The organism is Nonomuraea recticatena (assembly GCF_039533245.1).
In the GTDB taxonomy this organism is placed as follows: Bacteria; Actinomycetota; Actinomycetes; order Streptosporangiales; family Streptosporangiaceae; genus Nonomuraea; species Nonomuraea roseola.
This window is the reverse complement of record NZ_BAAATE010000160.1, coordinates 1-684: the sequence shown is the minus strand read 5'-3', so window position 1 is coordinate 684 and position 684 is coordinate 1. Positions and strand designations below refer to the sequence as shown.

Below are 684 nucleotides of genomic sequence, written 5' to 3'. Positions count from 1 at the left end.
GCGCCGGTTCTTCCTCAACGAGATCGTCGTGGGCGAGAACGTCCTCGCCGACCCCACCGCGTGGGACGCCCAAGGCCGCCCCGCCGACACCGACGAGGACTGGCGCCCGCTCCGCCCCGGCGATGCGATCGCCCTCGGCTTCGACGGCGCCAAGTACCGCGACGGCACCGCGCTCATCGCCTCCCGCATGTCCGACGGGTGCCTGTTCGAACTCGGCATCTGGACCCGCCCCAAGGACGCCCCCAAGGACTGGCGCGTCCCCTCCGTCCAAGTCGACGCGAAGCTCCGCGCCGCCTTCGAGGCCTACGAGGTCATGGTCATGTTCGCCGACCCCTGGCGCTGGCAGGACTACCTCGACGTCTGGGCCCGCGACTTCGGCGAGACCCGCGTCGTGGAGTTCCCCACGAACTCCGAGCAGCGGTTCGACAAGGCCCTGGAGCGGTGGATGACCGCGTTCGGCGAAGGCCAGATCACGCACCAGGCCTCGAAGCTCCTCACCGACCACATCAAGAACGCCGTGGTCGTCAAGGGGCAGAAGAAGAAGCCCCGCGCCGGTGAAGAGGACCTGCTCGCCACCCACTACTTGAAGCTCGCCAAGCGCGGCGACGGGCTCCTCATCGACGGCGCGGTCGCCGCGGTCCTCGCCCACGAGGCCCGCGCGTTCGCGATCGAGCACAACTTGAC

At 69.6% G+C, this 684-nt stretch carries 1 pseudogene; it reads left to right on the top strand.

What is annotated here, in order from left to right:
* Positions 1–684 (top strand): annotated as a pseudogene (locus ABFX50_RS50925) (hypothetical protein); the annotation flags it as partial.